This is a genomic window from Actinoallomurus sp. NPDC052274, assembly GCF_040679475.1.
In the GTDB taxonomy this organism is placed as follows: Bacteria; Actinomycetota; Actinomycetes; order Streptosporangiales; family Streptosporangiaceae; genus Actinoallomurus; species Actinoallomurus liliacearum.
In genome coordinates, this window is the sequence record NZ_JBFAUT010000062.1 from 1 (window position 1) to 26,341 (window position 26,341).

General features: G+C 71.5%; 29 protein-coding genes. 14 read left to right on the plus strand and 15 right to left on the minus strand.

The annotated features are described in order from the left end of the window. Positions 1-1,770, plus strand: a 1,770-nt coding sequence (locus AB0K82_RS36335) for a transposase (protein WP_364405742.1), incomplete at its 5' end; no start/stop codon positions are given. 325 nt (positions 1,771-2,095) lie between these two features. On the opposite strand, the gene AB0K82_RS36340 is transcribed toward AB0K82_RS36335, so the two are convergent. Genes AB0K82_RS36340 through AB0K82_RS36355 form a run of 4 tightly spaced genes read right to left on the minus strand, consistent with a single transcriptional unit; the run spans position 2,096 to position 4,435 of the window. Next, positions 2,096-2,914, minus strand: a complete 819-nt coding sequence (locus AB0K82_RS36340; RefSeq protein ID WP_364405743.1) for an ABC transporter permease — start codon at positions 2,912-2,914, stop codon at positions 2,096-2,098. Further along, positions 2,911-3,735: an ABC transporter ATP-binding protein gene (locus tag AB0K82_RS36345; RefSeq protein ID WP_364405744.1), complete on the minus strand. Its 825-nt coding sequence runs from the start codon at positions 3,733-3,735 to the stop codon at positions 2,911-2,913. The genes AB0K82_RS36340 and AB0K82_RS36345 overlap by 4 nt, the downstream gene beginning before the upstream one ends. Further along, complete coding sequence (locus tag AB0K82_RS36350; protein WP_364405745.1) at positions 3,732-4,202, minus strand: Clp protease N-terminal domain-containing protein; 471 nt, start codon at positions 4,200-4,202, stop codon at positions 3,732-3,734. Before AB0K82_RS36350 ends, AB0K82_RS36345 begins: the two co-directional genes overlap by 4 nt. Continuing rightward, on the minus strand, positions 4,202-4,435 hold the full coding sequence (locus tag AB0K82_RS36355) for a hypothetical protein (protein ID WP_364405746.1): 234 nt from the start codon (positions 4,433-4,435) through the stop codon (positions 4,202-4,204). The genes AB0K82_RS36350 and AB0K82_RS36355 overlap by 1 nt, the downstream gene beginning before the upstream one ends. A gap of 242 nt (positions 4,436-4,677) precedes the next feature. Between AB0K82_RS36355 and AB0K82_RS36360 the strand changes: the two genes are divergently transcribed. The 3 genes from AB0K82_RS36360 to AB0K82_RS36370 all read left to right on the plus strand — a co-directional run bounded on the left by AB0K82_RS36360 (position 4,678) and on the right by AB0K82_RS36370 (position 6,479). Then, a complete protein-coding gene (locus AB0K82_RS36360) occupies positions 4,678-5,271 on the plus strand; it encodes a recombinase family protein (RefSeq protein WP_364405747.1) in 594 nt (197 codons plus the stop codon). Between the two features lie 75 nt (positions 5,272-5,346). After that, the gene (locus tag AB0K82_RS36365) at positions 5,347-5,757 is read left to right on the plus strand and encodes an amidohydrolase family protein (protein ID WP_364405748.1); all 411 of its coding nucleotides are present in this window, start codon (positions 5,347-5,349) and stop codon (positions 5,755-5,757) included. Between the two features lie 110 nt (positions 5,758-5,867). After that, positions 5,868-6,479: an NAD(P)H-binding protein gene (locus AB0K82_RS36370; RefSeq protein ID WP_364405749.1), complete on the plus strand. Its 612-nt coding sequence runs from the start codon at positions 5,868-5,870 to the stop codon at positions 6,477-6,479. A 71-nt stretch (positions 6,480-6,550) separates the two neighbouring features. Here the strand turns inward: AB0K82_RS36370 and AB0K82_RS36375 are convergent, their stop codons facing one another. Together AB0K82_RS36375 and AB0K82_RS36380 are read right to left on the minus strand one after the other, a co-directional pair. Further along, positions 6,551-7,093 carry a TrmH family RNA methyltransferase gene (locus tag AB0K82_RS36375; protein WP_364405825.1) on the minus strand — a complete coding sequence of 181 codons (543 nt, stop codon included), beginning with the start codon at positions 7,091-7,093 and terminating at the stop codon, positions 6,551-6,553. Continuing rightward, the gene (locus AB0K82_RS36380; RefSeq protein ID WP_364405750.1) at positions 7,087-7,692 is read right to left on the minus strand and encodes a methyltransferase; all 606 of its coding nucleotides are present in this window, start codon (positions 7,690-7,692) and stop codon (positions 7,087-7,089) included. The genes AB0K82_RS36375 and AB0K82_RS36380 overlap by 7 nt, the downstream gene beginning before the upstream one ends. Positions 7,693-7,791: 99 nt before the next feature. On the opposite strand from AB0K82_RS36380, the gene AB0K82_RS36385 reads away from it, so the two are divergent. Then, a complete protein-coding gene (locus AB0K82_RS36385) occupies positions 7,792-8,244 on the plus strand; it encodes a hypothetical protein (protein WP_364405751.1) in 453 nt (150 codons plus the stop codon). A 27-nt stretch (positions 8,245-8,271) separates the two neighbouring features. Here AB0K82_RS36385 and AB0K82_RS36390 read toward each other — a convergent pair whose 3' ends face one another. The 3 genes from AB0K82_RS36390 to AB0K82_RS36400 are packed head-to-tail and all read right to left on the minus strand — an operon-like array spanning position 8,272 to position 11,173. Continuing rightward, complete coding sequence (locus AB0K82_RS36390; RefSeq protein ID WP_364405752.1) at positions 8,272-9,219, minus strand: VWA domain-containing protein; 948 nt, start codon at positions 9,217-9,219, stop codon at positions 8,272-8,274. After that, complete coding sequence (locus AB0K82_RS36395; RefSeq protein WP_364405754.1) at positions 9,216-10,172, minus strand: DUF58 domain-containing protein; 957 nt, start codon at positions 10,170-10,172, stop codon at positions 9,216-9,218. Before AB0K82_RS36395 ends, AB0K82_RS36390 begins: the two co-directional genes overlap by 4 nt. Beyond that, positions 10,169-11,173 carry a MoxR family ATPase gene (locus tag AB0K82_RS36400; protein WP_364405756.1) on the minus strand — a complete coding sequence of 335 codons (1,005 nt, stop codon included), beginning with the start codon at positions 11,171-11,173 and terminating at the stop codon, positions 10,169-10,171. Before AB0K82_RS36400 ends, AB0K82_RS36395 begins: the two co-directional genes overlap by 4 nt. Before the next feature lie 127 nt (positions 11,174-11,300). On the opposite strand from AB0K82_RS36400, the gene AB0K82_RS36405 reads away from it, so the two are divergent. Beyond that, on the plus strand, positions 11,301-12,083 hold the full coding sequence (locus tag AB0K82_RS36405) for a hypothetical protein (RefSeq protein ID WP_364405758.1): 783 nt from the start codon (positions 11,301-11,303) through the stop codon (positions 12,081-12,083). 89 nt (positions 12,084-12,172) lie between these two features. Here AB0K82_RS36405 and AB0K82_RS36410 read toward each other — a convergent pair whose 3' ends face one another. Beyond that, entirely contained in the window at positions 12,173-13,750 is a 1,578-nt protein-coding gene (locus AB0K82_RS36410) for a carboxylesterase family protein (RefSeq protein WP_364405760.1), read from the minus strand. On the opposite strand from AB0K82_RS36410, the gene AB0K82_RS36415 reads away from it, so the two are divergent. The 5 genes from AB0K82_RS36415 (at position 13,743) to AB0K82_RS36435 (ending at position 16,950) form a co-directional block, all read left to right on the plus strand. Continuing rightward, the gene (locus AB0K82_RS36415; protein WP_364405761.1) at positions 13,743-14,345 is read left to right on the plus strand and encodes a TetR/AcrR family transcriptional regulator; all 603 of its coding nucleotides are present in this window, start codon (positions 13,743-13,745) and stop codon (positions 14,343-14,345) included. The two genes, AB0K82_RS36410 and AB0K82_RS36415, sit on opposite strands and share 8 nt — an antisense overlap. 93 nt (positions 14,346-14,438) lie before the next feature. Continuing rightward, positions 14,439-15,068: a LysE family translocator gene (locus AB0K82_RS36420; RefSeq protein ID WP_364405763.1), complete on the plus strand. Its 630-nt coding sequence runs from the start codon at positions 14,439-14,441 to the stop codon at positions 15,066-15,068. Positions 15,069-15,355: 287 nt separating this feature from the next. Next, entirely contained in the window at positions 15,356-15,976 is a 621-nt protein-coding gene (locus AB0K82_RS36425) for a dihydrofolate reductase family protein (RefSeq protein ID WP_364405765.1), read from the plus strand. Between the two features lie 48 nt (positions 15,977-16,024). Next, positions 16,025-16,348 (plus strand): YciI family protein, encoded by a 324-nt coding sequence (locus AB0K82_RS36430; RefSeq protein ID WP_364405766.1) that lies wholly within the window; start codon positions 16,025-16,027, stop codon positions 16,346-16,348. Then, positions 16,345-16,950, plus strand: coding sequence for a sigma factor (locus tag AB0K82_RS36435; protein WP_364405768.1), 606 nt, complete (start codon positions 16,345-16,347; stop codon positions 16,948-16,950). The genes AB0K82_RS36430 and AB0K82_RS36435 overlap by 4 nt, the downstream gene beginning before the upstream one ends. Before the next feature lie 131 nt (positions 16,951-17,081). Here AB0K82_RS36435 and AB0K82_RS36440 read toward each other — a convergent pair whose 3' ends face one another. Then, a complete protein-coding gene (locus AB0K82_RS36440) occupies positions 17,082-18,347 on the minus strand; it encodes an MFS transporter (protein WP_364405770.1) in 1,266 nt (421 codons plus the stop codon). A 124-nt stretch (positions 18,348-18,471) separates the two neighbouring features. On the opposite strand from AB0K82_RS36440, the gene AB0K82_RS36445 reads away from it, so the two are divergent. Further along, complete coding sequence (locus AB0K82_RS36445) at positions 18,472-19,908, plus strand: PLP-dependent aminotransferase family protein (protein WP_364405772.1); 1,437 nt, start codon at positions 18,472-18,474, stop codon at positions 19,906-19,908. A gap of 61 nt (positions 19,909-19,969) precedes the next feature. Here the strand turns inward: AB0K82_RS36445 and AB0K82_RS36450 are convergent, their stop codons facing one another. Then, complete coding sequence (locus AB0K82_RS36450; protein WP_364405774.1) at positions 19,970-20,563, minus strand: TetR/AcrR family transcriptional regulator; 594 nt, start codon at positions 20,561-20,563, stop codon at positions 19,970-19,972. Between the two features lie 101 nt (positions 20,564-20,664). Between AB0K82_RS36450 and AB0K82_RS36455 the strand changes: the two genes are divergently transcribed. Continuing rightward, positions 20,665-21,867: an MFS transporter gene (locus tag AB0K82_RS36455; RefSeq protein WP_364405776.1), complete on the plus strand. Its 1,203-nt coding sequence runs from the start codon at positions 20,665-20,667 to the stop codon at positions 21,865-21,867. 113 nt (positions 21,868-21,980) lie between these two features. On the opposite strand, the gene AB0K82_RS36460 is transcribed toward AB0K82_RS36455, so the two are convergent. After that, on the minus strand, positions 21,981-22,994 hold the full coding sequence (locus AB0K82_RS36460) for a tyrosine-type recombinase/integrase (RefSeq protein WP_364405778.1): 1,014 nt from the start codon (positions 22,992-22,994) through the stop codon (positions 21,981-21,983). A 128-nt stretch (positions 22,995-23,122) separates the two neighbouring features. Beyond that, complete coding sequence (locus AB0K82_RS36465; RefSeq protein WP_364405780.1) at positions 23,123-23,758, minus strand: TetR/AcrR family transcriptional regulator C-terminal domain-containing protein; 636 nt, start codon at positions 23,756-23,758, stop codon at positions 23,123-23,125. A 207-nt stretch (positions 23,759-23,965) separates the two neighbouring features. Here AB0K82_RS36465 and AB0K82_RS36470 point away from each other — a divergent pair, with 207 nt between their 5' ends. Beyond that, positions 23,966-24,901 (plus strand): zinc-binding dehydrogenase, encoded by a 936-nt coding sequence (locus AB0K82_RS36470; protein ID WP_364405781.1) that lies wholly within the window; start codon positions 23,966-23,968, stop codon positions 24,899-24,901. Between the two features lie 186 nt (positions 24,902-25,087). Here the strand turns inward: AB0K82_RS36470 and AB0K82_RS36475 are convergent, their stop codons facing one another. Continuing rightward, positions 25,088-26,221, minus strand: a complete 1,134-nt coding sequence (locus tag AB0K82_RS36475; RefSeq protein ID WP_364405783.1) for an NAD(P)/FAD-dependent oxidoreductase — start codon at positions 26,219-26,221, stop codon at positions 25,088-25,090. Positions 26,222-26,341: the final 120 nt, after the last annotated feature.

The window sequence follows — 26,341 nt, forward strand, 5'->3', positions numbered from 1 at the left end:
CACCGGCCGGTGCTGGAGGCACTCGAGCTGATCAAGCGGTACAAGGCCGAACACCCCGGCAACACCCGCTACTACGCCCGCGGCGAGCACGTCCCCATCGACGGGGTCATCCCCAAGGACCTGGTCGAACTGCTGTACAAGACCGACAAGCGCGGCCGGGCCCGGATCCAGCGGACGGTGTATGAGTGCGGGGTGTTCCAGACCCTGCGCGACAAGCTGCGGTGCAAGGAGATCTGGGTGGTCGGCGCCGACAAGTGGCGCGACCCTGACCAGGACCTGCCGAACGACTTTGAGGCGCGGCGGGCCGAGAACTACGAGGCGCTGCGAAAGCCGCTGGATCCCAAGGTGTTCACCGCCCAGATGCGCGAGGAGATTGCGGCCGCACTCGCCGAGCTCAACGACGAGCTACCCAACCTGTATTGGGTGGAGGTCACCGAGCGGCCCAAGGCCGGCCCGATCATCCTCACCGACCTGGACCCCGTCCCCGAGCCACGCAACCTGCGGCGGCTCAAGGCCGCGGTGAAGGACCGGTGGGGCACGGTCCCGCTGCTGGACATGCTGACCGAGACGAGCTTGCGCACCGGCTGCCTGGACGCCTTCACACCGATCGGCACCCGCAGCGACATCGAGGCCGGCAAGCTGTTCCAGCGGTTGTTGTTGCTGGTCTACGCCTACGGCACCAACACCGGGATCCGCACAGTGGCCGCCGGCGACCACGGCCACACCGCGGACGAACTGCGCTACATCCGCCGCCGCTACGTCACCGTCGAGTCGGCCCGCCAAGTCGCTCGCGTCATCGCGAACGCTACCTTCGCCGCCCGCCAGTCCTGGCTGTGGGGTGAGGGCAGCACGGCGGTGGCCTCGGACTCCACCCACTTCCGCGCGTGGGACCAGAACATCTTCACCGAATGGCATTCGCGGTACCGGCACGGAAAAAGGGGCGTGCTGATCTATTGGACGGTCGAGCGGGGCGGGGCGATGGCCGTGCACAGCCAACTGCTGTCATGTTCGGCCTCGGAGGTGCACGCCATGGTCGAGGGCGCGATGCGGCACGGCACCGACATGCAGGTCGAAGCCAACTATGTCGACTCCCATGGCCAGTCGTTCATCGGGTTCGGAATCACCAGGCTGCTGGGCTTTGACCTCCTGCCGCGGATCAAGCAGATCAACCGCTGCAAGCTGTACCTGCCCGAGCCGGGCAGCCTGGACCTGTACCCGCGGTTGCGGCCCGCCCTGACCAACCCGATCCGCTGGGACCTGATCGAGAACAACTACGACCTGATGATGAAGTACGCCACCGCGATCCGGACCAACACCGCCTCCACCGAGGCGATCCTGCGGCGCTTTAACGCCGAGGTCACCCATCCGGCCTACGCCGCGATGCTGGAGGTCGGCCGCGCCCAAAGAACGATCTTCATCGCCCGGTATCTGCGAGACCGGGAGCTGCAGCGGGAGATCAACGCCGGGCTGAACGTGGTGGAGAACTACAACGGCGTCAACGACTACATCTTCTTCGGTAAGAGTGGGGAGCTGTCCTCCAACCGGCGCGAAGAACAAGAGATCTCGATGGTCTGCCTGCAGATCCTGCAGTCGGCGCTCGGCTACATCAACACCCTCATGATCCAAGACACCTTGGCCGAGCCCGAATGGGCCGAGGTGCTCGGCGACGCCGACCGGCGTGGGCTGACCCCGCTGTTCCACACCAACATGACCCCCTACGGCGACATCCAGCTCAACCTCAAGCGCCGCTTGGACTTGACCGGCCCGTAACCCCCAGGAGAATCCCTGGCGATGAGCCGAACCAGCCGTCGGCTGCGACACGGCGAGATACCGCTATGCGGGTCTCACCGACCCGGGTGGAAGCTGGAAGCCCGGGAAGGTCTTTGGCTATAAGGGGTGGGACCGGTCGGGTGGCCCCGGGGAATCGCACCCCGGGGCACCCGACCGGTCCCACCCCCATAACGAGCGGTGACTGGGTCAGCCGGGATAACGGATGTTCAGGCTGGCGGCCAGAGGTGCCGGTTGCTGGGTCGAGTGAGCGTGTCCAGCAGGTGGGATACAGCTTGTGTATCTTCCGTGCCGTCGAAGGCCCGCTTCAGCCGACCCGCTGCAGGGCCTTCTCGCGGTACTCGGCCACGCGGGAGCCCGATTCGCGGCGGGCCATCCGGCGTAGCAGGAGCGGCGCGAGGATCAGGCCGAGCAGCGCCCACGCTCCGAGTACGGCGAAGGTTTCCAGGTGCCGCCAGGAGTGGCCGAGTTCGACGCTCGCCATGCGGGCGGGCAGCAGGGCCGAGCGCATGCCCAGGCCGAGCCAGTAGATCGGGAACACCTCGGCGATCCAGCGCAGCCAGCCGGGCATCGCGGTGATCGGGTAGAAGATGCCAGAGATCGCGATCAGGGCCATGACCGGGAGCGACATCATGCCGGCGGCGCGGGAACCAGAGATCATCGAGCCGAGTGCGGCGCCAATGGACTGGGTCGCCACGAACCCCAGGATCAGTACCCCGACCAGCGCCGGGCCAGGGGATTTCATCCCGTGGACGAGGAAGAGTCCAGGGATGAGGAGGATCGCGAGGTAGGCCAGGACGGTCCCAGAGACGGTGATGAGCTTGCCGGTGAAGTATGCGCGGATGCCGTACGGCGTGGCCTTGGCGCGCAGGAGGGTGCCGTCCTCGCGCTCCGCGGTGAGGTACTGCATCACCAGGAGCATGCCGAACGCGACGAACATTCCCAGGACGCTCGGCAGGATGAGCGGGCCGAGCTTGACGCCGTTGAATTCGCGGTTCCGCAGGAAGAAGACGGCCACGAGCGTCACCGCGGGCCAGAAGACCTGCGCGATCAGATCGAAGCCGCTGAAGGACTGACGGAGTTCGATCAAGCCACGAGACAGGCCCGCGCGGAGTACCGGGGTCATGCGTTCTCCACCAAGGTGAGATAGGTGTCCTCTAGCGACGCCGGGCGTACCTCGAGGCTGGAGACGGCGTCGCCGTACTGCTTGAACAGATCGAACACAAACCGCGTCGAGTCCTGCGTCGATCGCTCGTGACGCCGCCCGTCAAGGGTCCAGCGCACGACGTCCTCGCCCGCGAGTTCCTCGGCGGTGCCGTCGGCGACGATCCGGCCCTCGCTCAGGATCACGATGCGGTCGGCGAGTTTCTCCGCCTCGGGCAGGTCGTGGGTGGTGAGCATGATCGTCGTCTCGCCGGCGATGCCCTGGATCAGCGCGTGGAAGTCGCGGCGGGCCTCCGGGTCGAACCCGGCGGTGGGTTCGTCGAGGAACAGCATCTCGGGCCGCCCGACCAGGCCGATCGCGACGTCCAGCCGGCGCCGCTGCCCGCCGGAGAGCATCCTGAGCTGCTTGTCCGCGTGCTCGGTCAGGCCGACTGCGGCGAGCAGGTCGTCGGTGTCCCACGCGCGCCCGGCGTAGTACGAGCCCTGGTGCGCGAGGAGTTCCCTTACGCGCCATTTGGCGTGGTCGCGCCAGGATTGCAAGACGACGCCGATCCGGGCTCGCCAGCGCTCGTCGCCGTGCGCCGGGTCGACGCCGAGCACGCTCACCCGGCCGGCCGACCGCCGCCGGAACCCTTCGAGGATCTCGATCGTGGTGGTCTTGCCCGCGCCATTGGGGCCGAGCAGGGCCAGCACCTCGCCGCTGTCGACATGGAACGTCACATCGTTCAAGACGTCGCCCGCGCCGTACCGCATGCGGAGCCCGTCGACGGTGATGGCTTTCATCGGCTCACGGCCTGTCGGACGCGTTCCGCAAGGTCGGCCTGGTCGACACCGGCGAGGGCGAGCGCGCGCGGCACGGTGCCGACGTTGAGCTGCAGAACGCCCAGCAGGAGATGTGCGGGCCGCAGGTCCTTCTTGGAGGCGACCGTGGCCATGCCGCGTTCGAGGACGAGCTTGCCGGTGGCGCCGATCCGCGAGGGACGCTTGGGCGAGCGGCTCGGCCTCGGAAGTTCGCCCACGGTCACGCCGGCCGTGCTCAGGCTGTGCTTGAACTCCTGCTCCAGCGCGTCGCTGATCGCCGGATACTCGAGTCCGGCCTCGCTGAGGAGCCGCTGCGTGGTGCTCTCGTGCTCGGCAGCGATCGCGAGCAGCAGATGCTCGGCCTCGATCGTGGCGGATCCGGCCTCTTGGGCTTCGCAGGCGGCCCGCTCCATGACCGAGTGGATGTACATCCCGACTTCGTGCGACATCAACGCCTCCTAGGCAGGTCGACACCGGCGGCGATGAGCCGCTTGGCGTGCTTCTTGTGAACCGCCTGGCGCGTGATCCCGAGCGCCTCAGCGACTTCGGACCACGTCCAGCCCGACCGCATGGCCTTCTCGACCGCGGCGTCCTCCAGCCGATCCGCGAGGCGCCTGAGAGCGACCACGGCCGCCAACGCGTCAGCGGAATCCTGCGGAGCGGGAATCTCGACATCCGGCATGCGAGCAACTTAGGTTGACAAGCTGGCCTTGTCAACTCAAGTTGCTTATCGGACGTAATCTGGGTCCGGCCGCCGCTGTCCCCTTCCCCACCTATCGCCCCCGACTTCGCGGAATTCGTCGCAGTAACGATCGTTCGCGATACACCACTGGCCGATCGACGTTCTCCCAGCGTGAGCGTGTAACGCTTCCCGTGTACGCGCCTATGTCACGCCGTCGGGCTTTCGCGTTACGCTCGCGACCCATGGGGATTGGCTACGCCCGGGTCTCCACCCGCGACCAGCACCCCGAAGCCCAACACGACGCCCTCACCGCCGCCGGCTGCGAACGCGTCTTCATCGACAAGGCCTCCGGCAAGCTGGCCCGCCGCCCGGAACTGGACAAGGCGCTGCTCGTCGCCCGCGTCGGCGACCAGCTCGTCGTCACCAAACTCGACCGGCTTGGCCGCTCGCTCGAACACCTGATCGCGCTATCGAGGGACCTGCACGACCGTGGTGTCGACCTGGTAGTGCTCGACCAGGGCATCGACACCTCCACCGCCGTCGGCCGCATGTTCTTCCAAATCCTGGGCGCGATCGCCGAGTTCGAGCACTCGCTGATGTCGGAAAGAACGCTGGACGGGCTGGAGGCCGCCCGCGCCCGCGGCCGTACCGGCGGCCAGAAACCGAAGCTCGGCCCTCGGCAGGTCACGCTGGCCCGGCAGATGTATGAAGAGACTGGCCCAGACGGCAAACGCCGATACACCGTCGCCCAGATCGCCGCCGAGTTCGGCGTCACCCGGCCCACCATCTACCGGCACCTCGCCACCACCACAGCCACAGGCAAGCCGACAGCCTGACCTACCTCGGAAAATGCCTCAGATGGCGGCTGGTGGTAGCTCCCTTACCGACAGGCCTACCAGGCCGAGGCCGGGTTGCACGCCATGCGGCTCATCCTCAGCGGCACGCTGGACCGCCACCCGGGACTGACCGTCGTGCTCGGGCACCTCGGCGAGGGCATCCCGTACTGGCTGCGGCGGATCGACAACCGGCACGCGTTCGCGGCGCGGACGGCCGGGGCGGCCACGCCGATGCCGCGCCTGTCCCTCACGCCGAGCGAGTACTTCCGGCGCAACTTCGTGATCACCACGAGCGGCATCGACGATCCGGACGTGCTCGGACTGGCCCTGCGCGCGGTCGGCGAGGACAGGATCATGTTCGCGATCGATTTCCCGTACGAGGACCCGGCGGCTGCCGTGGCCTTCCTGCGGGACGTGCCGCTGACCGGCGATCAGCGGACGGCGATCGGTCACCGCACGGCCGAGCGCGTGTTCGGTATCGCCTAGGACCGGCCCGTGTCGAGATCGCCTCGCCGCCGATCTCGACACGGGCCCTCTCGCGGTACGACCTGTCCACCTGTCTCACCAACACTCATTCACCCAGAGGATGGATCATCATGCGCATCGCGGTACTCGGCGCGTCCGGGAAGGTCGGCCGTCTGCTCGTCGACCAGGGGCTTGAACGGGGGCACGAGATCGTGGCCCTCGTGCGCACCCCGGACAGGGTCACCGTGCCCACGGCGCGGCAGGTCGACGTCCGGCAGGCGGATGTCCTCTCCCCGCGGGACTTCCCAGACCTGGACGACGTCGACGTGGCCGTCTCGGCCATCGGCATCAGCAAGGGCGACCGTCCGGGCGCGCTGGTCGCCGGGGCCCGGGTGCTCGCCGCGGCTCGCGTTCGCACGGTGTGGCTCGGCGCACTGGGATCGGGCGCGTCGAAGGGCGCGGGCGGGCTGATCTACTCGGCGGTGATGCGGATGTTCGTCGGCGCGGAACTGGCCGAGAAGGCCGAGGCCGACCAGATCGCCCTGGACGCCGGTGCCACGGTGTTCCATGCTCCGGACCTCACCGACGGGCCCATCGAACCCGGACGCCGCGTCGTGCCGCTCGCGGAGCTACGACGCCCCCTGCTGCCGCCCCGGATCTCCCGCGCCTCCGTGGCCGCGCTCATGCTGGACGAGGCGCAGAGGGGCGACCACGGTGGCGGAATCGTCGTGCCACTCGGCTGATCGGCCGGCTCCCGGGAACCGGCCCGGCAGGGCTCCGGCCGACGCGGCCGCGCGGGCGGGACGGCCGCCGGTCAGCGGGCCCACTCGCGGCGGCGGGCCTCGGCCAGGGCGATGGCGGTGGCGACGGCGACGTTGAGGGATCCGACCCGCCCGATCTGGGGGATGTAGGCGACCGCGTCGGCGGCGGCCAGCAGGGCGGGGGAGCAGCCGTGGTCCTCTCCGCCGACGGCCAGGCAGACGTCACCGTCCAGCGGCGCCTCGTGCAGGGGCGTCGCGTCGCCGGTCAGCTCGATCGCCACGATCCGGAAGCCGTCCTCGCGCGCGGCGCGCACGGCGTCGGCGATCGGCACGGGAGGCTCCCAGGTGATGAGGCGTTCGGTGCCGAGCGCGGTCTTGCGGGCGTTCGGGTGGGTCGGGGGAGTGGCGTTGCCGGCCAGCCACACGTGGTCGACGCCGAACGCCGCGGCGGAGCGGGTGATGGAGCCGATGTTGAACGGCTGGGTCACCGACTCGACGAGCAGCGCGAGGCGGTCCTCGGTGCGCCTGCGCCACGTACGGTTCAGGCGCTTGACGTCGGTGGGGCGCAGTTGCCGGCGCGCGTCCGTGGTCACGATGGTTCCTTCGGGTCGACGGCCAGGACGCGGTACCCGGCGCGGGAGGAGAGGCGTTGGGTCGGGTGACCCTGGTCGGTGAGCCAGCGCTGCAGGGAGTCGGAGCCGAGATTCTTCTGCACGACCAGGTGGGCGCGTCCGCCGGGAGCGAGCCTGGCCAGCCAGGTCTCCAGCAGCGCGTGCAGGGCCTGCTTGCCGATGCGGATCGGTGGGTTCGACCAGATCGCGGCGAACCGCAGTTCGGAGTCGATCCGGTCGGCCAAACTGAACCTTACATTGTCAAGGCCGGCGGTTTGGGCATTTCGCTCCGCGACGGTCAGAGCACGCTCATTGACGTCCACGCCCCACACCATCGCCTGCGGCGATCGGCTGGCCATGGTCAGGGCGATGGGCCCGTAGCCGCAGCCCAGGTCGAGCAGGTCTCCCCGCGGCGGGGGAGGGGGCACGGTCTCCAGCAGCACGCGGGTGCCCGGGTCGACGCGGTCGGGGGAGAACATCCCCCGGTCGGTGGCGAGCCGCAGGTGAAGATCGGGCAGGACGAGGTCGACGGTGCCCGGTCTGCTGTCCGCCTGCGGCTGTCGCGCGAAGTAGTGCTCCCCCACGTCGGCTGACCGTACCAGCGTTCGGCTGGGGGTGACCTCAGGGGCGGGTCGGGGGAATCCCCGATGGCCTTCGCGCCGATCCTGGCGCATCATCGCGATATGACGCATCAACCGGATGTACCGAGCCGGTCGGAGACGACCTGGATCGCCATGTCGGCGGCCTCCGAAGGGCCCTGGGCCCTCGCGCTCGCCGGGGGCGCGGCGGTCGGCCTGGCCGACTTCGCCCTGCACCTGCTGGGCTGGCACCTGAGCCTTGCCGCCCCGATCGCCCTCGGCCTGTCGGTGTTCTTCCTCATCGGCGCCGGCGGCGCGCTGCTGCGCCGTGGCCATGACCGCGCGCGGGCGTGGGCACAGGCGCACCCGTGGTCGTACGCCGCGGTCCCGGCCGCGGGCACGGCGCTCACGGTGTTCGCGACCTACGTGTTCCTGTCCGGGCACGGCCTGTTCGGCAGCCTGTGGGAGGGGCTGTCCGACGGCCTGGGCGTCCTGGTCCTGCTGGGCATCATCGGGTACGTCGCGCGCGGCGTCCGCCCGGCCTCCCGGCGCGGCTGAACCCCGGAACGGCGGCCGGGCGGCCGGTCAGGGCAGGCGCTGGAACCACACCAGTGACAGCCCGCTGGCCGTCAGGGCCAGCAGCAGCGCGCCGAAGATGTACTGCGAGGCCGCCTCCTGGCGTTCGATGCGGTACCCCAGCGAACTGCCGATGTGCCGGTACACCTCCGACAGCTCGGACCCGGCCTGCGCCTCGTACGCCTTGCCGGACGTGTCGTGCGCGAGGTTGCGCAGCGTGGTCTTGTTGACCTGCACCGGCACGGTCTCCCCGTCGATGTCGACGGTGCCGTACGGGGTGCCGAACGCGATCGTCGACACCGGTACCTTCGCGGCGCGGGCCGCGGCGGCGGCCTCGGTGACCGACCGGCCGCTCTGGTTGTCGCCGTCGGACAACAGGACGATGTGCGAGGGCGGCGGGTCCTGGTTCGCGCGGGCGTCGAACGACCGGATCGACTGCAGGGAGGTGAACACCGCCTCCCCGATCGCGGTGCCCTTGCCCAGCTGCAGCCCGTCGACGGCGTGCCCCACCGCCTCCCGGTCGAAGGTCGGGGCGACCACGGCGGAGGCGCTGCCGGAGAAGCTGACCAGGCCGACGTTGAAGCGCATCGGCAGGTCCTGCACGAACTTCTTCGCCGCGGCCTTGGCGGCGTCCAGGCGGGTCGGGGCGACGTCCGTGGCCTTCATCGACAGGGACACGTCGATCGCCACGATGATCGTGGCGCGCTCCCGCGGCACCTTCACGGGCTTGGCGGGCCGCGCGAACCCGACCGTCATCAAGACCACCGAGAGCAGGAACAGCGTCGCCGCCAGGTGCCGGCGCCACCCCGGGCGGCGCGGCGCGATCTGCGACAGCAGCGCCAGGTTGGAGAACCGCACCGCGGCCTGCCGCCGGCGGGCCTGCATCAGCAGGTACGCGCCGACCAGCAGCGGCACGAGCGCCAGCAGCCACAGACGGCCGGGAGACAGGAAGGTCATGGGCGGGCTCCTCCCGGCTGCGGACGGCCCGCGACGCGCCGCTGCTGCAGCGCGAACCGGGCCACGTCGGTGATCCAGTCCCGGTCGGTGCGCAGCACCAGATGAGACACCCCGCTGCCGCGGATCGCCTCGCGGATCCGGGCGCGCTGGGTGGCCGCCGCGGCCGCGTACGCGGCACGGACCCGGCGCGACAGGATGATCTCGCGGGTCTCGCCGGTCTCCGGGTCGGTCATCATCACCGGCCCGACGTCGGGCAGGTCCAGCTCTCTCGGGTCGATGATCTCCACGGCGATCACCTGGTTGCGGGCGGCGAGACGGCGCAGCGGACGCTGCCACGCCAGCTCCCCGCCCGCGCTCTCCTGCCCGTCCAGGAAGTCGGAGATGACCACGCGCAGGCCCCGTTTGACCTGGCCGCGGGCCAGCCCGGAGATCCCCTCGGCCAGGCGTGGGCCGGGCCCGCCGCCCGATGCGCGGGGGGCGTCCAGCAACGCCTGCAACAGCGCGTACGTGGCCGCGCGGCCGGTGCGGGCGGGCAGGCGGCGCACCGGACCGCCGTGCATGATGTAGGCGCCGAGCCGGTCCCCGAGGCGGGCGGTGAGGAACCCGACGGCGGCCAGTGCCGCGACGGCCAGGTCGCGTTTGGTCATCCGCGCGGTGCCGAAGTCCATGCTGGGCGACATGTCGACCAGCGCCCATGTCTCCAGCTCATGGTCGGCGATCAGGTCCCGTACGTGCGGGACGGTCGTGCGGGCGGTGACGGCCCAGTCCATGTGCCGGACGTCGTCCTCACCGGGCTGGTAGAGGCGGGCCTCGGCCAGGTCGCTGCCGGGCCCGGGCAGCAGGCCCAGGTGCTCACCGTGCAGCAGCCCGTCGAGGCGGCGCGTCACCTTCAGCTCCAGCCGCCGCAGGGACTGCTCGGGCGCGAGCCGGCTGAGCTTCGCTGATCTGCTCATGAGGCGTGCTGGTGGTTCCAGACCACGCGCGGCGGCGGGACCGTGGCCAGGATCCGCTCGACGACCGTGACGGGGTCGACGCCGTCGGCGACGGCGTCGAAGGACAGCAGGACCCGGTGGGACATCACGTCGACGGCCACGGCGCGGACGTCGTCGGGCAGCACGTAGTCGCGCCCGCGCAGCAGCGCCAGCGCGCGGGCGGACGCGACGAGACCGAGCGTGGCGCGGGGACTGGCGCCGATCTCGATGACGCCTTTGAGGTCGGGCAGGCGGTACTGTTCCGGTTCGCGGGTGGCCATCACGAGCCGCACGATGTAGTCGGCGACCAGTTCGTGCACCGCGACCTCGTCGGCGGCGCGCTGCAACGCGATGAGGTCGTCGGGGTCGAGGATCCGCGCCGCGTCCGGCGGGTCGACGCTCATCCGCTGCAGGATCTGCATCTCCTCGCTCGCGCCGGGGTAGGCGACGTTGACCTTCATCAAGAACCGGTCTCGCTGCGCCTCGGGCAGCGGGTAGACGCCTTCGGACTCGATGGGGTTCTGCGTGGCGATCACCACGAACGGCTTCGGCAGCGGGTGGGTCCGCCCGCCGAGGGACACCTGACGCTCGGCCATCACCTCCAGCAGCGCGGACTGCACCTTGGCCGGGGCTCGGTTGATCTCGTCGGCGAGGACGAAGTTGACGAAGACCGGGCCGAGATCCACGTCGAACTGTTCGGTGGACGGATGGTAGATCCGGGTCCCCACGATGTCGGAGGGCACCAGGTCGGGGGTGAACTGCAGGCGGGCGAACGACCCGCCGACGACGGTGGCCAGGGTGCCGACGGCGAGGGTCTTGGCGACACCGGGAACACCTTCGAGCAGACAGTGGCCGCGGGCGAGCAGGGCGATGACCATGCGCTCGACCATGTGCTCCTGGCCGACGATGACCTTTTTGACCTCCGCCACGCTCTGCTGCAGCAGAGCCGCCGCCTCTTCGATGTCACCTATGGCGATCGTCATCTATTCCCTCGGGTCAGGGGCGTGCGCCGACGCTGACGACCCTATGCGATTCAGGCGAAAAGTCGTCTGATCCCCTAGCTGTTAGGGTGTCGCGCGCGACACGGTCACGCCGGGGGAGGGGGCACCGATGCCCAAACCGCTGCAGGTCGGCGATCCAGCCGAGCTGGGGCCGTTCCGGCTGCGCTCCCGGCTGCGCGAGTCCGTCGCCGGAATCGTCTACCTGGGCACCGACCCGAACGGCCGATCGGTGACGGTGGCGTTGCTGACCACCGCCGCGGCCGGTGACGCCGCCGCCCGGGACCGGTTCCGCGCGGCGATCGCGCGTGAGACGCCGGCCCCGGATTCGGTGCCGCGGGCGCTGCCGGAGCCCGGAGCGGGCCGGCCCGCTCCGGTGATCGCGGCGCTGACCGAGGGCGGCGCGCCGTGGGTGGCGACGACGTACGAGGAGGGCTGTCCGGGCGCGGAGCGGTTCCTGGAGCCGGTGCTGCCGCAGCGCGGGTGGACGGGCCGGAGCCGCCGGGGCCCGCAGTTCCAGGCGCACTGGGTGTCCGGCCCGGTCGATCCGGCGGTCGGTGCCGAGGGCCCGCCGGTCGCCGGTCCGGTGGCGGCGCTGGGTGATTCGAAGGGGCTGGCCGCCGCGGTGCTGTCCCTGGCGGCGTTGCTGGCGTTGCTGGCGTTGCTGGTGCTTCTGTTGTTCTCCTGCGAGCCGACGCAGCCGACCCCGCCGATCCCGACGGAGACGCCCACGTCGTCGCCGGGCAGCCCGGAGCCGTCGCCGTCGCTGACCTCGCCGCGGCCGTCGCCGTCCCCGGGCCGGTCCACGCCGGGGAGCCCGCGGCCCACGCCCAGCGGCAGCCAGGACAGCGGCAACCCTCCGGGTGGCCCGCTGGCCGGCGTCGGAGGCGGCTGAACCCGCGCGTTAAGGGGACGACGCCGAACGGGTCACCGGCCAGGTACTCGGCGTCGACGGCGGATCGACCAGGCGGACTGGATCCTCGTCTACGTGAGGTCAAAGGGGGCCGGGTCGTGTCGCTCCCAGATCCGGCGAGAGGCCTCTTCCGGGTAAGGCAAGGTCTTCGACTCGATGTCGAGGACGCGAGTCAGCCGTCGCTCGGGCAGGTGGGCGGGCCACCCGGGGTCGCCGGCCGTGGCGAAGCGGACCCATCCCCGCTGCAGCTCCCGGGATACCGCCGAGACCTCCGGCGTTGGCCGGTCGCCGAAGAGGTGTCGACCGGCGGGGCTGCCCAACGTGGCGAACACCAGGGGAACGTCGAGGCTGTGGCAGGCGCCCAGGACTCCGCCGGACACCGGAGCCGCTAGTTGCAGCTCGAAGAGAAACGACGTGCCTCCAGCCGCTTGGTTCGCCTGGGCCAGTTGCAGTGAGGGCATCCGGAAGAGGGCATCGGAGTACACCAGTTCGAGCAGCTCTTCAGGAGTGGCCTGCGGGTAGGCGGCACGGTAGGCGTCGGCGCCGTCTGGTGCCGGGGCGAACAGCTCCAGGGCCGTATGGGCCTCGTCCTCAGTGAAGGTGCCCAGCCGCCCCATCATGACGCTGAACAGCCGGAATTCATCGCGAGTGTGGCCGACGAGGAGCTCGATTCCGCCCGTACCGCCGCCGGCCAGCGCCCTCCAGGGCGTTTCGGTGAGCACCACGCCGTCGAGGACCGGGCACACGGCGACACCGATCTGCGAGAGCCGACCCCAACTCTTGCGGTGGCCGGGCAGGTCGACACCAAGGGCGGTGAGCTCGCCGGCCAGGCGCGGGGGGTCGATGCCGGACAGGGCTTGCGCGTCAGGTGCCGCACCGACCCGGCCCGCGAGCGCGGCGGCGACTTCTTCCGCCAGCGCGCGGGTGCACAGCGATCCCGGCACCGAGTGCACGATGGCCCTGCGGAACAACCCGCGCGCCCGCTTCATCGTCAGCAGGGCCGCGATCGACCCCGCCCCGGCGGACTGTCCCGCCACCGTGACCTGGTCAGGGTCTCCGCCGAAAGCGGCGATGTTGCGCTGTACCCATTCCAAGGCCGCGATCTGGTCGAGAAATCCGCGATTGGCCGGGGCGCCCTCGATGAGAGCGAAACCCTCGACCGCCACCCGGTAGTTGATGCTCACCACGACCAGGCCCGCGCTGGTCAGGGCCGCAGGGTCGTACATCAGGTCGCTGGAGGCCCCCGCGATGTAGGCGCCACCGTGGATCCACACCAGCACGGGCAGCCCGGCCGTCCCCAGGGCCGGGGTGCTGACGTTGAGCGTGAGCCAGTCGTTCCCGATTGAGGTCTCGGCCGTCGGTCCCGCCTGCGGAACCACGGGGCCGAACTCGATCGCCTGCCTCGTCCCGTCCCACCCCTTGACCGGGGCAGGTGCCTGGAAGCGCAGCGGTCCGACCGGCGGCTGAGCATAGGGGATGCCACGGAACACCGCATGCTCTCCCTGCCGGCGCCCTTCGACGAGGCCCTCCGCGGTCCGTGCCCTTGGTTGTTCGGACATGCCACACCCTTCCTCCGCGGCCGGACTCCAGCTTTTATCGGTCAGATGTAATATGTCAACTGTATTGGAACGGGGAGCGACGATGCCCAAGCAGGTGGACCACCGCGAACGCCGCGAGACGATCGCCCGAGCGCTGTGGCGCGTAGTGGAACAACGCGGCATCGCGCACGCGAGCGTGCGCGAAGTCGCCCAGGAAGCGGGCATCTCCCACGGCGCGGTGCAGCACTACTTCGCCACCCGAGAGGAGATGTTGGTCTTCGCCATGGACTTCGCGTCCGAACAGACATCACGACGCGTCGCCGAAGGCGTCAGAGAACTCGGCAACCCCCCACACCCCCGTGACGTGCTCCGAGTGATGCTCGCGGAGATGCTCCCTCTACATCCCGACGCACGCGCGACGAGCCGGATGAGCGCCGCCTATGTCCTGGAGGCGCTGCACGACGCGAACATCCATACACGCGCACGCGACGGGTTGGCTCACGGCCGCGACCTCGTCGGGCAGATCGTCCGCCAGGCGATCACCGATGGCCACATCGGCTCCGACCGTGACCCGGTGACAGAGACCGACCTGCTCCTGGCACTCACCGGCTTGACTCCGCTCATCGAACTGAACGTGATCGAGCCCCAAGAGGCCCTGACCGCCGTCGACCAGCACCTCGACCGACTGTTCACCAGCAAGACCTGACCGCCCCCGATCGTCGGCGGCCACGTTCCGGTAGGTGCCTCAGCCACCGTTAACGGGTTGCCGGTGCCGATACGCGGCCGTGATCATGACGGCATGCTGCAGAGTCTGCTCGTGTTCGTCGGCGCGGCGTTCCTCGTCGCGATGGTGCCCGGGCCCAGCACGGCGGTGATCGTACGCGAGTCGGTGCGGTCCGGTCGCCGGGCGGGTGTGGCGGTGATGCTGGGCAACGAGATCGGGGTGCTGCTGTGGGGGGTGGCGGCGGTGTTCGGCCTGTCGACGCTGCTGCTGGCCTCCCGGATCGCCTATGACGTGATGCGTGTCGCCGGTGCGGTGTTCCTGATCTGGATGGGGGCGCGGGCGCTGTGGCGGGCGCGGCGGGAGGGCGCGCCGGCGGGGGAGGAGGACGTCCCAGCGCCGGCGGTTTCGCGGGGGCGGCTGTTCCGGCTGGGGGTGCTGACCAACGCCGCCAATCCCAAGGCGGGGGTGTTCGCGGTGTCGTTCCTGCCGCAGTTCGTGCCGCACGGGGTCGCCGTCCCGCCGATGCTGGCGCTGCTGGTGGTGGTGTGGGCGCTGGTCGATGTCGCCTGGTATCTCGGGGTGATCTGGCTGGCGGGGCGTGCCGGGCGGCTGCTGCGCGGACCGCGTGTGCGGCGGCGCATGGAGCAGGTGTCCGGTGTCGTGCTGGTGGGGCTGGGCGTGCGGCTGGTGACGGACTCCCACTGAGAGGGGTCGTCCACAGCGTCATCCCCAGCCGGTCGCCCGGATGATGGCGCGGCGCGGCATTCGCCGGGCGGCCCGGGGCCGGGTTTTCCACAGGCCCGGAGTTGTGCTGGGCGGGGCAGTGAAGCGCTGTCGCTACGGAACTGTCGTGTTGCCGGAGCGCTGAGGACCGGTGTCCCGGAAAGTTTTTCAAAGAAGTCCGGGAGGCGGTGTCGGGTCGGGGCGGTGGTGTTCGTAGCAGGGGTGAGGACGCCCGAGAGGGGCGGCGCCAGGGCAGAGGAACCGCGATCATGAAGCTGACGACCATGACTCAGGTCACCATCGATGGAGTGATGCAGGGAAACGGCGGCGCGTCGGATGACCGCAGGAACGGACTCGAGCGCGGCGGATGGGCGCGGGGGAAGGGCGACAACGAGACCCACGCGTTCATCAACCGGACCTACCGGCGCGCCGAGGCCTTCCTGTTCGGGCGGCGGGCCTACGAGCTGTTCGCCGGCTCATGGGGGAGCCTCACGGTCCAGGATGCCCCTGGCTGGGAGTCCGTCGTGGAAGCGTTGAACACACGGCCCAAGTACGTGGCGTCGACCACGCTCACCGATCCGGCGTGGTCGAACACGACCGTCCTGTCCGGAGACCTCGCGGCCGGCCTCCGAGAACTGAAGGCCGAGCCGGGAGGTGAGCTGCAGGTGCACGGCAGTGGCATCCTGACCCGGTGGCTGCTGGAGAACGATCTGGTCGACGAGATGACTCTGATCACCGTCCCGGTGATTCTCGGCCAGGGCGCGCGGCTGTTCCCCGACGCGGGCCCGGATCTCGCGCTCGACCTGGTCGAGTCGCGGGTCGACTCCAAGGGCGTGACGATCCAGGTCTACCGGCCGGCCGGGCGCCCGCGGTATGCGCCAACGCCATGAAGTCCCTGACCACCGGACCACGCCGACACCACAGGAGATGACCTTCAGATGCGGTACCTGGTTTCCGTGATCGATGACAAGAGCAATCCCGGCAGCACGGACAGGCAGCCTGCCATCAGCGCGTTCAACGAACGACTGATCGCCGAAGGCTACTGGGCTTTCGCGGGCGGGCTCGCGGACACCGACGCGGCCACGGTCATCGACAACCGGGGCGAGCAGGCGGTGTTCAGCGACGGGCCTTTCGTGGAGTCGAAGGAGTACCTCGCCGGCGTCTGGGTGTGGGAGGCCCCCGATCTGGATGTGGCGCTCAAGCTCGCCACCGAGGCGTCGAAGATCTGCGATCGGAAGATCGAGGTGCGGCCGTTCCAGTGAGCGACGTCGAGGAGGCGGTCACCCGGGCCCACCACGAGGAGTGGGCCCGGGTGGTCTCCGCCCTGGCCAGGCGCTTCGGTGACCTCGACATCGCCGAGGAGGCGGCCGCCGAGGCCTTCGCGGCCGCCGTCGCGCGGTGGCCGGCCGACGGCGTGCCCCCCAACCCCGGCGCCTGGCTGACCACCACCGCGGGCCGCAAGGCCATCGACCGGCTCCGCCGCGAGAACAGGCGCGCCGACAAGCACAAGGAGGCTCAGATCGTCCACGACGCCGGCCCGCCCGAGCCCGTCGGCGCCATCGACGACGACCGGCTCCGGCTGATCTTCACCTGCTGTCACCCGGCGCTGGCGACGCAGACCCGCGTAGCGCTGACGCTGCGCATGGTCGGCGGTCTGACCGGGCCATCGCGGTCGCCGAGCTCGACGGACCGCAGGCGGCCCTGGCCGCCGTCGACCGTCTTGAGCACAGGTTGGCCGCCTATCACGCCTACCACGCCACTCGCGCCGACCTGCTGCGCCGGCTGGGCCGCGGTCATGAGTCGCGCGCGGCCTACGACAAAGCCATCGAACTGGCCGGCAACACCGCCGAGACCGCCTACCTGACCCGCCGCCGCGACCAACTGCGGTAACGCCCACAGACCCCGCTCGAAACCCCGCGCGCAGCGGCGGCCGCATCCGGGGCGCCCTGCCGATGGTGCCGCGCGGCCCCGGGTGGGCCGCGGCGCGCGTCCCACCTACGAGCACCGGTCGCCCGCGCAGACCGGAGTCTCCACCGGCCGTCCCGCACCCGCACCGGCCCGCGGTGCCGTACGGGTCCGCGTGGCGTACCGCGTGACCGGGCCCATCGCCAGCCCCGCCGCCAGGAACACGCCCCCGAGCACCAGCCAGCCCGCCCCGCCCCAGCCCAGCAGCAGCGTCGTCAGCACCAGCGGGCCCACCATCCGCGCGAACTGCGGCGCCATCCCGTAGAACCCCTGGTACTGCCCGTGCCCGCCCTCCGGCGCGAGCGCGAAGCTCAGCTCCCAGCCGCCCGCGCCCTGCAGCATCTCACCGAACACCTGCAACAGGGCCGCCACGACCAGCACCGCGACCGTCACCACGACTCCCGCGCGAGCCCCCGACAGCGCGTACACCGCGCACGCCGCCGCCAGCAGCGTCCCGGCGCGCCGCGTCGCCCGCGCCGCGGCCGCCGGCCCGCTCACCGGCCGGGCCACCCGCACCTGGAACACCACCACGCTGAGCATGTTGACCACCAGCAGCGCCGCCGCCACCGGCGCCGGCGCACCGGTACGCCGCACCACCCCCAGCGGCAGGCCCAGGCTCAGCAGCGGCATGTTCAGGTACATCACCGCGTTCAGGAACGTGACCAGCGCGTACGGCCGGTCCCGCAGCACGGCGGGCCGCGGGCCGTTCACCCGCGGCACGACCGGCGCCTCCGGCAGCCGCGCGAGGATCAGCGCGGCCGCCCCGAACCCCACCGCGTCCATCCCGAACACCGCCAGATACGCCGGCCGCGTCCCGAAGCACAGCGCCAGCGCGCCCAGCCCGGCGCCGACGGCCAGGCCCGCGTTCGACGCCGACTGCACCCCCGCCCGTACGCCGGTGCGCTCACCGGCCGGCACCAGGCCCGCCAGCAGAGCCTGCCGCGCCGCCGTCAGCCCCGCCTGACCGCACGCGTACGCGGCGAAGGTCACCGCGAACAGCGGGAATGACCGCACCACCAGGAACGCGGCCAGCGTCCCCGCCGTCGCACCCGCCAGCGCCACCGCCGTACGGCGTGGTCCCCACCGGTCGGCCAGCCGCCCCAGCGGAACCCCGGCGAGCATGCCGACCGCCCACCCCAGCGTCAGCGCGAACCCCACCCGCGTGGGCGACAGCCCGATCACGCGCGTGAAGAACAGCACCGAGCAGGCGTAGAACGCCCCATCGCCCACCGAACCGACCAGCTGCGCCCGGGCCAGCGTCCGCGCCGGCCCGGAACCCGCCACGATACGGAACATCTCGCGCCGCTCCTCACCTCGACCGGGCGGGCACGCCACCCGGTGACCCTCGGCCAGCGAACCGCAGCCGATTGGCCGCCGGAAGAGCCAATGGCCGCCCGGTCGAACGGGCCAATATAGGGACGTGGACCTGCACATCGCCCTGGACGGCCCCGGTGACCTGGCCGCTCGCATCTACCACCAGCTCCTGGAGGCGATCCTCGACGGCCGGCTCCGCCCCGGCGAGCGCCTGCCGCCCAGCCGTGAACTCGCCCGCCGCCTTCAGGTCTCCCGCAACACCGTCTGCGTCGCCTACGAGCGCCTGACCGCCGAGGGATTCCTGGTCGCCCGCGTCGGATCGGGCACCTACGTCGGCGACGCCCAGCGCGCCCGCCTGCGGCGCCGCGCCGCGCCGGCCGGCGGCACCGTGCGTCCCCACCCGCCCTGGGACGCACTCACCCCGGCGCCGCACCCCACCGGCCCGCCGGCCCCGTACGACTTCGGCGTCGGCGTGCCCGACAGCGCCCTGTTCCCGCTGGCGACCTGGCGGCGTCTGCTGACCGCGGAACTGCGCTCCTCGGCGCTGCGCGTCGCCGGGTACGGCGACCCCGCCGGGCACCCCGCGCTGCGCGCCGCCATCGCCCGGTACGTCGGGGTGTCCCGGTCCGTACGCGCCGACGCCGAGGACGTGCTCATCACCCAGGGCGCCCAGCAGGCCCTGGACCTGCTCGCCCGCGTCCTCATCGCCCCCGGCGACCACGTCGCCGTGGAGGAGCCCGGCTACCCGCCGGCGCGGCGCCTGTTCGGCACCCTGGGCGCCCGCGTCACCGGCGTGCCCGTCGACGCGGAGGGCCTGGTGGTCACCGCGCTCCCGGACGGCGCCCGCGTCGTGTACGTGACGCCCTCCCACCAGTTCCCGCTGGGCGTCCCGATGTCGGCGGCCCGCCGCACCGCGCTGCTCGCCTGGGCCGACCGTCACGGCTCGGTGATCGTCGAGGACGACTACGACAGCGAGTTCCGGTTCTCCGCCCGGCCCCTGCAGCCTCTGCAGAGCCTCGACCGCACCGGGCGGGTCGTCTACGTCGGGACGTTCTCCAAGACGCTGTCCCCGGTGCTGCGCGCCGGGTTCCTGGTGGCCCCGGCCGCGCTGCGAACGGCGCTGCGCGCGGCCCGGCAGCTCACCGACTGGCACGGCGACCCGGCCGCCCAGGCCGCTCTGGCCCGCCTCATCGACTCCGGGGAGCTGTCCCGTCACGTCCGCAAGGCCACCCGCGTCTACGCCGCCCGCCACGAGCGTCTGACCACGGCGCTGGGGGAGGGCTTGGCCGGTCTGCTCACCCCAGTGCCCTCGACCGCCGGCCTGCACCTGTGCGCCCGCCTGGCTCCGGACGTGCCCGCCGACCTGCGCGCCGTGCAGGTCACGGCCCGCCGCCTCGGCGTCACCGTCGAGACCCTGGCCGCCTACTGCGCCGACCGGCCTCAGGCGGGCCTGGTGCTGGGGTACGGCATGATCCCGGCCGAGCGCATCCCCGAGGGCCTTCGTCTGCTGCGCCGGGGCGTCGAGGAGGTCCTGGCGGCCTGACCTGTGCTCGCCCGGGTTCCATCGCCGGGTGCGGTGGACCGCGCCGTTGCCGGCGACCGGTTCACCGTGTGGGTCCCAGGGTCTGGATCACCGCGTCGATCGCGGTGGCCAGGCGTTCGGGGTCGTGGCCGGCGCGTTCTCGTACCCGCAGTCCGAGCACCGTGGTGAACAGCAGTTCCACGGCGGCGTCGAGGTCGAGGTCGGTGGGCAGTTCGCCGTTGTCCCGGCCCTCGCGCAGCAGGGATCGCAGTGCCTGGCGGGTGACCTCGAAGGCGGCCTCGGTCCGCTGACGGACCTGGGTGTCGGTGGTGCCGAGCTCGGTCGCCGTGTTGACCACGAAGCAGCCTCGGCCGGGCTCGCCGTCGGACGGGCAGGAGACCAACCACAGCATCCAGTCCCGCAGTACCCGGCGGACCGGGCGGCCGGCGGCGTCCAGCCGCTGCTCGGCCTGCGCGGAGTCGGTGGCCCGGTAGTGGTCGAGCGCGCGCAGGAACAGCGTGTGCTTGTCGGTGAACGTCCGGTACAGGCTGCTGGGAGTGAGCTGGAGTTCGGCGCCGAGATCACGCACCGAGGTGGCGTTGTAGCCGCGACGCCAGAACAGGTCGGTCGCCCGGATGACCGTTTCCTGCTCGTCGAACTGCCGGGGTCGTGCCATGCCCGTCACCATACCCGACTTGTGGAGCGATCGTTCCCATACTAGGGTCCCCATTCCAGCATATGGGAGCGATCGCTCCCAAACGAGTGGAGGAGGTACCCGTGACGCCCACAGAACAAGCCACCGCCCAGGCCACCGGCCGACAGGCCCCGCACAGGAATCGCTGGCCGGCCGTCACCGCGGTGGCCCTGGGGACATTCCTGCTGGTCACCGCCGAGCAACTGCCCATCGGGCTGCTGACCGACGTGGGATCGGCCCTGTCGGTCTCCGAAGGGACGGCCGGACTGATGGTGACGGTGCCCAGCCTGGTCGCCGCGGTCTCAGCACCCCTGGTCCCGGTGCTCGTCGGCCGAATGAACCGGCGGTTCCTGTTGCTCGGCCTGATGGGGCTGATGACACTCGCCAACGCGGCCTCGGCCCTGGCACCGAGCTTCGCCGTCCTCGTGTCCTCCCGGATTCTGGTCGGAGTGGCGATCGGAGGCTTCTGGGCCGTCGCCAGCAGCCTGGCCGTCCGGCTCGTGACCACCGCGAACGTGCCACGGGCCACCGCGATCATCTTCGGCGGCGTCGGAGCCGCCAACGTGTTCGGCGTCCCCATCGGCACGCTGCTCGGCGGGTTCTCCGGCTGGCGGATCGCCTTCGCGGCGCTGAGCGCCCTGGCACTCATCGCCCTGCTCGCCCTGCTGGCCGTACTGCCGCCGCTGGCCGCCTCCCGACCCGTCCGCCCGCGGCTCCTGGCCGAGCAGTTCCGCAACCCCGGCGTACGCGTCGGCATCCTCGCGACATTCCTCATCGTGACCGGCCACTTCTCGGCCTACACCTTCATCAGCCCGGCACTGCAGAAACTGTCGGGGATCGATGAACGACTCGTCGGCCCGCTGCTGTTCGCCTTCGGCCTGGCGGGCATGGCCGGCAACTTCATCGCCGGCGCCGCACTGGCGCGCAACCCGCACCGGACCGTGCTGGTCATCACCGTGACCCTGGCCGCCGCGATGCCGCTCTACCTGCTGCTGGGCAGCACACCCGTCGGCGGCGCCGCACTGCTGATCACCTGGGGCCTGGCCTACGGCGGAGTGTCGGTCGGCCTGCAAACATGGATGATCAAGAGCGCGCCGCACGCCGTGGAGGCGGCCTCCTCCCTGTGGGTCGCGGTGTTCAACCTGTCGATCGGCCTGGGCGCACTCGCCGGCGGCGTCATCGTCGACTCGCTCACCCTCCAGGCCGTCCTGGGACTCGGCGGCGCCTGCGCCCTGGCGGCCGCACTGGCGGTCCGCAGCGCACGCGCCAACGAGAACCCGCGATGACCGGGATCCCCGGCCCGCCGCCCGCGAGGCCCGGCCGCACCGTGACCTCACCGCCGCGACCCGCCCCCGGCCGGCGCGACCAGAAGGACGGCGCCGCCCGCGGCGGCCACGCGCTACCGCGGGCCGCCGGCCTCCCGGTCGCCGAGCAGGGGATGGGCACGCATCGCCGCCTCCAGCTCCCCGGGCAGCTCATCGCGGTACCGGCCCAGCGTCGACAGATCCGAATGCCCCAGCACCCGCCGTACGGCGTCCATGTCCGTCGCCGCGGCCAGCAGATGCGTCGCGGTCGTATGCCGCAGCCCATGCGGCGTCACCGAACGCCGCCGATCCGGATCGACCCGCGCCAGCACCCGGTCGATCACCCCCTGCACGTCCCCGCGCGCCAGCCGGCGCCCCCGCCACGACAGCAGCAACGCCGGAGTCTCCACCATCCGGGCGCGCCGCTGCGCCAGGTAGGCGTCCAGCACCTGCGCGACACCCCGGGGGAGCGGCACGTCACGCGTGCGGCCCCCCTTGCCGAAGATCCGCCAGTAACGCACGCCGTCATTGGTGAAGAAATGGTCCACGTCCGCGCGCGTCAGCTCCGACACCCGCGGCCCGACCGTCGCCAGCAGCAACACGATCAGAGCATCACGCAGCTCGGTGCGCTGATCGGCCCGCTTACCCTCCTCCGGCCCCGCCGACGCCAGGACCCGCGCCGTGCCCAGCAGCCCCTCCGCCTGCTCCCGGGTCAGGGCGCGCCGCTCCGGGCGCAGACCACCCCGCTGCCGCGACGTCACCGTCACCGCCCGCATCGGGTTCAGCTGCACCCACCCGGCCACGGCGGCATGCCGGAAGAACGCCGACACCGACCGGCGGAACCGCGCCTGGGAGTGCGCGCTCTGCAGCGGAACGGACCCGTCGGCGGCCACGGGCGCCTTCCGGCGCCCGTCCGGCTTGCGGGCGAACCTCAGCAGCACCTCATCGACGTCCTCACCGGTCAGATCGTCCAGCACCCGGTCCCCGCCGGCGAGGACCGCGAACGTGTGGACGTCACGCGTGTAGATCTCCGCGGTGCTCGCCGCCAGCGCACCGGTGACGGTCTTGGCCCGCACCATCTCCGCGTAACGATCCGCGGCTTCTTCCACGGTGATCCGTTGAACATCGGCAGGACGCACCCGCCGGACCTTACCGACCCCCTACGACAGAAGACCGCCCCACCGGGCGGACGGGCGGGGCGCGGCCCGCGCGCGGCGGCGTTCGCGCGACCCGCCGGTCAGGGCACGGGCCCGGCCAGCCGGGCGCGGATCCCGCTGAGAAGCAGCTCCAGCCCGTAGCCGAAGTGCTCCTGCGGATGCGGGGCCGCCACGTCGCCCGCCGCGGCGTGCAGGGCCGGATGACGGTCGGGGTCGAGCGCCGACCTCAGCCGCGCGACGGCCGACCGGCCGCCGTCGGGCAGCGCGGCCGCCAGCTGCTCCTCGGTCGCATGACCGACGACGTAGTAGGTCAGGGCGTCCACGGCCCAGACGGCGTCCCGGAGCGCCAGCCCCGCCTCTCGCAGCGTGGCGGTCATGGCATCGCCGTAGGCCAGGGCGTTGGGCAACGGGAAGAACACCCCGGCGAACAGCCGCGCGCCGTCCCGCCGCGCCAGCAGCGCGCCCCGCAGGCGGTGCGCGGTCTCGGCGACCCGCGCGTCCCAGGGCAGGCCCGGGTCCACGGCGCTGGTGACACCCTCGAGCATGCGGTCGGCCATCGCCTCCAGCAGCGCCTGCTTGCTGGAGAAATGCCAGTACGTCGCGCCGTTCTGCACGCCCAGCGCCGCAGCGAGCCGGCGCATCGTCAGCTTGTCCAGGCCGACCTCGTCGAGCAGGTCGAGACCGCCGGCGACCACCTGGTCACGGGTCAGCCGCATCCGTGTCCCTCCCGGTTAATCCGTTGACGAGCCCCGCCAGTATCCCGCAGACTTCAACACCGTTGAACTTCAACAGTGTTGAAGTCCTGGGGGAGAGGAGGCCGGATGCTGATCAGGAACACGCCGTGACGCGGTCCCGCCCCGGGCACCGCCGACCGGGCGGTGCCCGGCCCACGCCGACACAACGACCGACGAAGGAGGTCAGGCATGCGCACGGTGCGCTTCCATGAACACGGCGGCCCGGAGGTGCTGCGGGTCGATGAGCTCCCCGCACCCGAACCCGCCGAGGGAGAGGTCCTCATCGACGTCGACGCCGTCGGCGTCACACTGCCGGTCGTCCGCCTCACCCGCGGACGCCCCGGCGTGCCGCTCCCGCACATCCCCGGCGGTGAGATCGTCGGACGGGTGACACGGATCGGCCGGGGAGTGACCGACCGGCAGGTGGGGGAGCGGGTGGCCGGACTCGCCTTCAGCGGCGCGTACGCCGAGACCGTCGCGGTCCCGGCCCCCATGATGACGACCGTGCCCGACGACGTCGACGACCTGGCGGCGCTCGCGCTGACGCGCGCCGGCCAGGTCGCACTGGGCGCCCTGCGCGCCGGCGGATTCGGCAAGGGCGACAGCGTCCTGGTCACCGCCGCCGCCGGCGGCGTCGGCCACCTGGCGGTACAGCTGGCCGTGGCACTGGGCGCCGAACGGGTGACGGCCGCGGTCGGTGACGCCGCCAAGGCCGGATTCGCCCGCGAACAAGGAGCCCACCACGTCGTCACCTACGACCAGGACGACTGGGGCGAACCGGTGGACATCGTCCTCGACGGCGTCGGCGGCCAGATCCAGGACGCCGGGCTGCGATCCCTGGCCCCGCTGGGACGCCTGGTCACGTTCAACGCGACCGGCGGGACGATCGACACCAACGAGCTGCGCATGCGCGGCCTGTCCGTCATCGGGTTCGCCATGGCGCACCTGGCCGCCCGGCGGTACACCACCTACGAGCGCCACCAGCAAGAACTGTGGCAGCTGTACCGCGACGGGCGGCTGCGCCCGGCCGTCCATGAGGCCATGCCACTGGACCGCGCCGCCGACGCCCACCGCCTCATCGAGGCCCGCGCCAACCGCGGCAGGATCGTCCTCCTGCCCCGATGACACGCCGCTCGGACCGCATCACGCGGGACCGCTGAGACCTGCCACTCCTCGCACCGGACCCGCGTGGTGCGCGGCCGCCGTCAGGGTGACCCCGGCGTCGCGGACCCTGCGACAGGCGGCGTCCAGTTCCGCAGGTGCCGGAAACGCGCCGTTCGGCCTTGAGGGCGTGGCTGGGAGGTTCTGAACCTATGCCGGCTCGGGTCGTTCCGGGTTCGGGACGAAGGCGGGTAGCGCGGCGAGGCTGTGGCGCACGGCCTCGCCCCCGTACTCGAACATCTGCCGCTCGTAGTCGCCGACCGCTCCAAGGAGATCTCGGCGGCGCTCGACGGCCTCGATCAGGCAGCGGCGCAGCAGGTCGGCATCGCGCAGGGCGGTGTTCGCGCCGTTGCCGCCGGTCGGGGAGGTGGCGTGGATGGCGTCTCCGAGGAGCGTGACCGGACCGGGCGCCCAGCGCTCGCGGGGCTCGACCACCCGGATGGACAGCAGGGTGCTGTTGTCCGGGTCGGCCTGCTCGATGAGCGCCTGCAGCTCCGGATGCCAGCCCTCCATTCTGGACAGCACGGCCTCCTGCGCGGTCGGGGCGCCGAGCGAGCCGTTCGGCGGCAGGAGCATCGCCCAGCGCACGTAGTCGCGGATATCGGGGAGGGTCACCTCGGGTGCCAGTTCCTCGGCCGCCTGCTTCGGCGGGGTACGGAAACGCATCGCTCCGAGCATCAGGCTCACCCCGGCCCCGGCGATCTTCGAGCCGAAGGCCGGCGCCAGGGTGGCAAAGCGCTCGCTCAGCGGCGTACGGCCGATGACGAACCGGGTGCCGGTGTCGGTCGCGGTGGTCTGCGGCGAGAGCACCGCACGGACGGCGGAGCCGACCCCGTCCGCCCCGACGAGCAGGTCGGCGGTGGTCGGGTCGCCGTGCGCGAACCGTGCTTCGACCTTGCCGTCGTCCAGCACGTCGTAGCCGGTCAGCGCGGCCCCGGTGCGCACGGTGAGTCCGGTCAGCAGCAGGTGCCGCAGCACCTGCCGGTCGATCACGATCCCGGTCCTACCGGGGCCGAGTTCGCCGATCCGGTTCAGCTGCGGGTCCAGGATCAGCCGCTCGGCATAGGCGTCACCGACGATCGCGTCCAGCAGCGGGTGCCAGCGCAGCGGCAGACAGCCGCGCAACGCCTCGAACCCCACCGGGCTCAGCACCAGCCGGTAGCCCTGGAACCGCGCGGTGATCGCCGGGTCCCGCTCGTAGACGTCGGCCTCGATCCCGGCACCACGCAGACCCTGTGCCAAGCACAGACCTCCGAGACCGGCTCCGATCACGGAAACTCGCATCACATCTCCTGAACAGACTTCGCGTACCCCCTGCTCAGGACCTGAGCAGGGGGTACGCGAACCACGCGGATACGAACTTAGTTCTATATGAACGAACTAAGCTCTGCTTGGAGAACTTAG

What these genes read in the sequence shown, in the direction of transcription:
- AB0K82_RS36355 (WP_364405746.1), bottom strand. Translation starts at nt 4,435, where the DNA reads ATGCCGGATGTCGAGATTCCCGCTCCGCAGGATTCCGCTGACGCGTTG.
- AB0K82_RS36345 (WP_364405744.1), bottom strand. Translation starts at nt 3,735, where the DNA reads ATGAAAGCCATCACCGTCGACGGGCTCCGCATGCGGTACGGCGCGGGC.
- AB0K82_RS36440 (WP_364405770.1), bottom strand. Translation starts at nt 18,347, where the DNA reads ATGTTCCGTATCGTGGCGGGTTCCGGGCCGGCGCGGACGCTGGCCCGG.
- AB0K82_RS36420 (WP_364405763.1), top strand. Translation starts at nt 14,439, where the DNA reads ATGCTGCAGAGTCTGCTCGTGTTCGTCGGCGCGGCGTTCCTCGTCGCG.
- AB0K82_RS36395 (WP_364405754.1), bottom strand. Translation starts at nt 10,172, where the DNA reads ATGAGCAGATCAGCGAAGCTCAGCCGGCTCGCGCCCGAGCAGTCCCTG.
- AB0K82_RS36465 (WP_364405780.1), bottom strand. Translation starts at nt 23,758, where the DNA reads ATGCGGCTGACCCGTGACCAGGTGGTCGCCGGCGGTCTCGACCTGCTC.
- AB0K82_RS36350 (WP_364405745.1), bottom strand. Translation starts at nt 4,202, where the DNA reads ATGTCGCACGAAGTCGGGATGTACATCCACTCGGTCATGGAGCGGGCC.
- AB0K82_RS36340 (WP_364405743.1), bottom strand. Translation starts at nt 2,914, where the DNA reads ATGACCCCGGTACTCCGCGCGGGCCTGTCTCGTGGCTTGATCGAACTC.
- AB0K82_RS36425 (WP_364405765.1), top strand. Translation starts at nt 15,356, where the DNA reads ATGAAGCTGACGACCATGACTCAGGTCACCATCGATGGAGTGATGCAG.
- AB0K82_RS36430 (WP_364405766.1), top strand. Translation starts at nt 16,025, where the DNA reads ATGCGGTACCTGGTTTCCGTGATCGATGACAAGAGCAATCCCGGCAGC.
- AB0K82_RS36475 (WP_364405783.1), bottom strand. Translation starts at nt 26,221, where the DNA reads ATGCGAGTTTCCGTGATCGGAGCCGGTCTCGGAGGTCTGTGCTTGGCA.
- AB0K82_RS36360 (WP_364405747.1), top strand. Translation starts at nt 4,678, where the DNA reads ATGGGGATTGGCTACGCCCGGGTCTCCACCCGCGACCAGCACCCCGAA.
- AB0K82_RS36415 (WP_364405761.1), top strand. Translation starts at nt 13,743, where the DNA reads ATGCCCAAGCAGGTGGACCACCGCGAACGCCGCGAGACGATCGCCCGA.
- AB0K82_RS36405 (WP_364405758.1), top strand. Translation starts at nt 11,301, where the DNA reads ATGCCCAAACCGCTGCAGGTCGGCGATCCAGCCGAGCTGGGGCCGTTC.
- AB0K82_RS36390 (WP_364405752.1), bottom strand. Translation starts at nt 9,219, where the DNA reads ATGACCTTCCTGTCTCCCGGCCGTCTGTGGCTGCTGGCGCTCGTGCCG.
- AB0K82_RS36385 (WP_364405751.1), top strand. Translation starts at nt 7,792, where the DNA reads ATGACGCATCAACCGGATGTACCGAGCCGGTCGGAGACGACCTGGATC.
- AB0K82_RS36400 (WP_364405756.1), bottom strand. Translation starts at nt 11,173, where the DNA reads ATGACGATCGCCATAGGTGACATCGAAGAGGCGGCGGCTCTGCTGCAG.
- AB0K82_RS36470 (WP_364405781.1), top strand. Translation starts at nt 23,966, where the DNA reads ATGCGCACGGTGCGCTTCCATGAACACGGCGGCCCGGAGGTGCTGCGG.
- AB0K82_RS36370 (WP_364405749.1), top strand. Translation starts at nt 5,868, where the DNA reads ATGCGCATCGCGGTACTCGGCGCGTCCGGGAAGGTCGGCCGTCTGCTC.
- AB0K82_RS36450 (WP_364405774.1), bottom strand. Translation starts at nt 20,563, where the DNA reads ATGGCACGACCCCGGCAGTTCGACGAGCAGGAAACGGTCATCCGGGCG.